This window comes from Streptomyces sp. NPDC041200 (assembly GCF_055591805.1).
Genome location: NZ_JBVIZF010000105.1, coordinates 1 through 4,804 on the forward strand (window position 1 = coordinate 1; position 4,804 = coordinate 4,804).

2 protein-coding genes are annotated in these 4,804 nt (G+C 70.8%); both read right to left on the reverse strand.

Annotated features, from left to right (window positions below):
* Positions 1-2,286: type I polyketide synthase (locus tag ACZ6CL_RS42745; RefSeq protein ID WP_468946943.1), on the reverse strand; the 2,286-nt coding region annotated here is incomplete at its 3' end.
* A 47-nt stretch (positions 2,287-2,333) separates the two neighbouring features.
* Positions 2,334-4,804 (reverse strand): beta-ketoacyl reductase (locus ACZ6CL_RS42750; RefSeq protein ID WP_468946945.1); only part of this gene is annotated, 2,471 nt, incomplete at its 5' end.

The following is a 4,804-nucleotide window of genomic DNA, read 5'->3' on the forward strand; positions in this document are numbered from 1 at the left end:
CCGGGCCCGGCTCCCCGCTTCCTGACATGCCGCCACGGCCTGGGTGACCTGCTCGGGGGGCCCGGACACGACGACGGATCCGGGACCGTTGACGGCCGCCACGCCGACGCCTGCCGCCCGCTCGCCCAGGCCGGTGAGGAAGTCCTCGGCCTGGTTCTGGCTCATGCCGAGGGAGGCCATCGCGCCTCCGCCCGCGAGCTTGCGCAGCGCGCGGCTGCGCAGGGCCACGATCCTGGCGCCCTCGTCCAGTGACAGCGCACCGGCCACCACGGCGGCGGCGATCTCTCCCTGACTGTGGCCCACCACGGCGGCCGGGACCACGCCGTAGTCGCTCCACACGGCGGCCAGCGACACCATGACGGCCCACAGGACAGGCTGTACGACGTCGACCCGGCCGAGGTCGGCGGCGTCAGGACCGCCGCGCAGCACATCGCTGAGGGACCAGTCCACGTAAGGGGCCAGAGCCTGTTCGCACTCGGCCACGCGGGCGGCGAACACCGGCGAGCTGTCCAGCAGCGCGGCGCCCATTCCGGCCCACTGCGAACCCTGCCCCGGAAACACCAGCACCGGGCCCGTGCCGCCCGCGTCGAGGCCGCCGGCGGCCGCCGCACTGCCGGGCTCGACCACCCCGGGGTGGGTGTCACCGGAGGCCAGGGCGGTGAGCCCGGCCATCACTTCGTCGCGGTTCTCGCCCACGACCACCGCGCGGTGGTCGAACACCGACCGGGTACGGACCAGCGACCAGCCCACCTCGGCAGCCGTGACGTCCTCATCGGCGGCCACCCGCTCGGCCAGCGCCCGCGCCTGGCCCCGTAACGCCTGATCGCCACGCGCCGACACCACCCACGGCACCACGCCGACACCGCCAGGGTGCGGTCGCGCGGCGGTGTGTTCCGCTTCCTCGGGGGCCTGCTCAAGGATCAGATGGGCGTTCGTCCCCGAGATGCCGAACGCGGAAACCCCGGCCCTGCGCGGCCGTTCGCCCCGTGGCCACCGGACCGGCTCGCTGAGCAGCCGTACGCCTCCCGAGGTCCAATCCGCGTGGGGGGTCGGTTCGTCGATGTGCAGCGAGGCGGGCAGCAGCTCATGCCGCATCGCCATCACCATCTTGATGACACTGGCCGCGCCCGCGGCGGCCTGGGTGTGGCCCAGGTTCGACTTGACGGAACCCAGCCACAACGGCCGGTCCTCCGCCCTCCCCCGCCCGTACGTGGCCAGCAGCGCCTGGGCCTCGATCGGGTCACCGAGCGTCGTACCGGTGCCATGGCCCTCCACCACGTCGACCTCGGCGGTGGACAGATGGGCGTTGGCGAGGGCCTGCCGGATCACCCGCTGCTGCGACGGCCCGTTCGGAGCCGTCAGCCCATTGCTGGCGCCGTCCTGGTTGACCGCCGAACCACGGATCACCGCCAGCACCCGGTGGTTGCGACGCCGCGCCTCACCCAGGCGCTCCAGGACGACGAGCCCGGCACCCTCGCCCCAGCCGGTGCCGTCGGCCGCGGCGGCGAAGGGCTTGCAGCGGCCGTCGGGGGCCATACCGCGCTGGCGGGAGAACTCGATGAACGCCCCCGGAGTGGCCATCACCGCCACGCCACCCGCCAGTGCCAGATCGCATTCGCCCTGGCGCAGCGCCTGACAGGCCAGATGGATGGCCACCAGCGACGACGAACACGCCGTGTCCACCGTGACCGCGGGACCTTCCAGACCCAGGGAGTAGGCCACCCGGCCCGACACCACACTGCCGAGATTGCCCGCCCCGACGTAGCCCTCCACCTCGCTGGTGATGTTCCCGATGACCGACAGATAGTCGTGGGAACCGATCCCGGCGAACACACCGGTGTTGCTGCCGCTCAAGGTGTCGCGACGGAACCCCGCCCGCTCGAACGCCTCCCACGCCGTTTCGAGGAGCAGCCGCTGCTGGGGGTCCATCGCGACGGCCTCACGCGGGCTGATGTCGAAGAACGCCGCGTCGAACTCGGTCGCGTCGTAACAGAATCCGCCCTGGTCCACATAGGACGTGCCGTACTGCGCGGGATCCGGATCGAAGAGGTCGCCGAGCCCCCAGCCCCGGTCCGTCGGAAACGTGGAAATGGCGTCATCGCCCCGCGCCACCAGCTGCCAGAGACCCTCGGGTGACCGCACCCCGCCCGGGTATCGGCACGCCATTCCCACGATGGCGACCGGCTCCGGCTCGGCGGAATCGACCTCGCGCAGACGCTGGCGGGTCTGGCGCAACTCGGCCGTGACCCACTTGAGGTGATCGAGAAGCTTCTCTTCGTTGGACATCTAGCGCAAGCTCCTTGGCGCGGCGCGGAGGGTGGAGGTCATCGGGCTCATGCCTTTCCGAACTCATCGGAAATGAGGTCGAAAATGTCTTCCGCTGTTGCTGCCTCAAGATCGCCATGGGCCGTGGAACGGTCCGCTTCGCGTTCCGTATCGCTCCACTTGGCCAGCAGCAGCTGCAGTCGGCCGGTGATCCGGCGACGAGCCGCCTCGTCCACCGCTGACGGTTCCGACGCTGAATCCCACTTGTCGAGATCCGACAGCAGCCGCCCCTCGGAGGCCACCTCCGTGTCGACGAGGCACTCGCGCAGGAAGTCCGCCAGCTGGTTGGGCGTGGGGTGATCGAAGATGAGCGTGGGGGGAAGGTCGATACCGGTGGCGGCGGTGAGCCTGTTCCCGAATTCGACGGCGGTGAGGGAATCGAACCCCAGCTCCTGGAACGGCTGGGCGGGTGGAATGGCGTCCGTGCTGGAGTGGCCGAGGATCGCGGCCGCGTGTGTCCGTAGATGATGGAGGAGGAGTTGCTGCTGCTGGGCGGGCGTGCTGCCGTTCAGTTGTTGCTGGAGCGAGCTGATATCGGACGTCGAATCCAGGGCGGCGTCGGCGCCGGACGAGGGGGGCGTGAGGCGGCTGAGGAGGGGACTCGGCCGTTGCGCCGTAAAGCTCGTCGGGAACCTGTGCCAATCGATATCCGCGACGGTGACGGTGGTGTCGTCGTGGTCGAGGGAGTGTTGAAGCGAGGCGACGGCGAGATCCGGGGCGAGCGGATTCATCCCGCGCCGGTTGTAGTAGTCGACGACGGCCTCGTCGGCGGCCATGCCCGCGTCGCTCCAGGGCGCCCAGGCGATGCTGGTGGCGGGAAGCCCTTGGAGACGGCGGTGTTCGGCGAGGGCGTCGAGGTAGGTGTTGGCGGCGGCGTAGGCGGCTTGCCGACTGCCGCCCCAGGAGGCCGCTCCGGAGGAGAAGAGCACAAAGGCGCTGAGGTCGTGGTCCTTGGTCAGCTCATGGAGGTGGGTGGCGGCGAGTGCTTTGGGCTGGAGAACCGCGCTGATGTGGGGGAGGTCGATCTCCGCGAGCGATGTGTTCTCCGCGACGCCTGCGGCGTGGATGACGGTGGTGAGGGGGCGGTCGGCGGGGATGGTGTGGAGGAGGCGTCGGAGGGCAGTGCGGTCGGAGACGTCGCAGGCGGTGATGGTGACGGTGGTGCCGAGGTCGGTGAGTTCTTGCGTGAGTTGGGCAGCTCCGGGGGCGTCGGGTCCGGTGCGGCTGGTGAGGTGGAGGTGGGGTGCGCCGTTGCGGGCGAGCCAGCGTGCGAGGTGGGCGCCGAGCCCGCCGGTGCCGCCGGTGATGAGCGTGGTACCGGTCGGTTGCCAGGGGACCGCCAGGGCGTCGGTGGCGGGCGCGTGCTCAAGGCGTCGGCCCAGGACGGCCGTACGGATCGCCACCTGATCCTCGGATTGCCCGGGCGTGAGCAGCCCGGCGATGCGGCCGGGAGTGCGGGGATCGATGTCGTCGGGCAGATCGATCAAACCACCCCAGAGCTGGGGGTATTCCAGTGCGGCAACCCGGCCGAAGCCCCAGGTCTGTGCCTGGAGTGGATGGGGGAGCGCATCGGAGAGGGAGGTCGCCACGGCGCCCTGGGTGAGGCACCACAGGGCTGCGGGCCACCCGAGTTCATCGAGGGCCTGGACGAGGGCCGCGGTGGCAGCCAGCCCGGTCGGAACGGCCGGATGGTGCGGGTGCGCGGCCTCATCGAGGGCGAGGAGGCTCAACACACCGACGGGTGCGGTACGTACGTCGGCGGCACCTTCCAGCTGCTGGGCAAGGGCCTCGCGATGAGCGGCAACGGTGTCGATGGCGAGCGTCTCGCGCACCGCGCCGTGGTCATCGAGTGCCTGGGCGGCGGTCTGGACGACCGGATGGTCCTCCAGACCGGACGGCACGAGCAGCAGCCAGGTCCCGGAGAGGGCGGGAGGGGCCACGGTGTCGGGCAGCTGCTCCCAGGCGATCCGGTAGCGCCACGAGCCGATGGTGGAGTGCTCCCGGTGCCGTCGGCGCCAGGCCGAGAGAAGCGGGAGGGCAGGCAGGAGCGCGTCGATGCCGGGATCGTTCTCCGACAGCTGGAGCGTGCTGGTGAGGGTATCTACGTCCTGCGCTTCGATGGCGCCCCACAGCTGTGCCTCGACCGGGTCGTGATGCTTGCCGCGATCGTCGGGACGGTGAGCGGGAGGGGCGAGCCAGAAGCGCTGGTGCTGGAAGGCGTACGTCGGCAATTCGACGAGCCGGGGGGCGGGGCTGGCCGGGAACCAGGGAGCCCAGTCGACGTCGACCTCGGCAATGTGGAGCCGTGCGAGGGCGTTGGCGAAGGCTTGGGTTTCGGGTTGTTTGCGGGTGAGTGTGGCCGTCACCAGCGGGCTGGGCCGGTCGGTGTCGGTGGTGGTGTGGGCGAGGGTGTGTTGTGTCGCGGTGGCGAGGACCGGGTCCGGGCCCAGTTCGAGGAAGGCTCCTGTTTCGGGGGCGA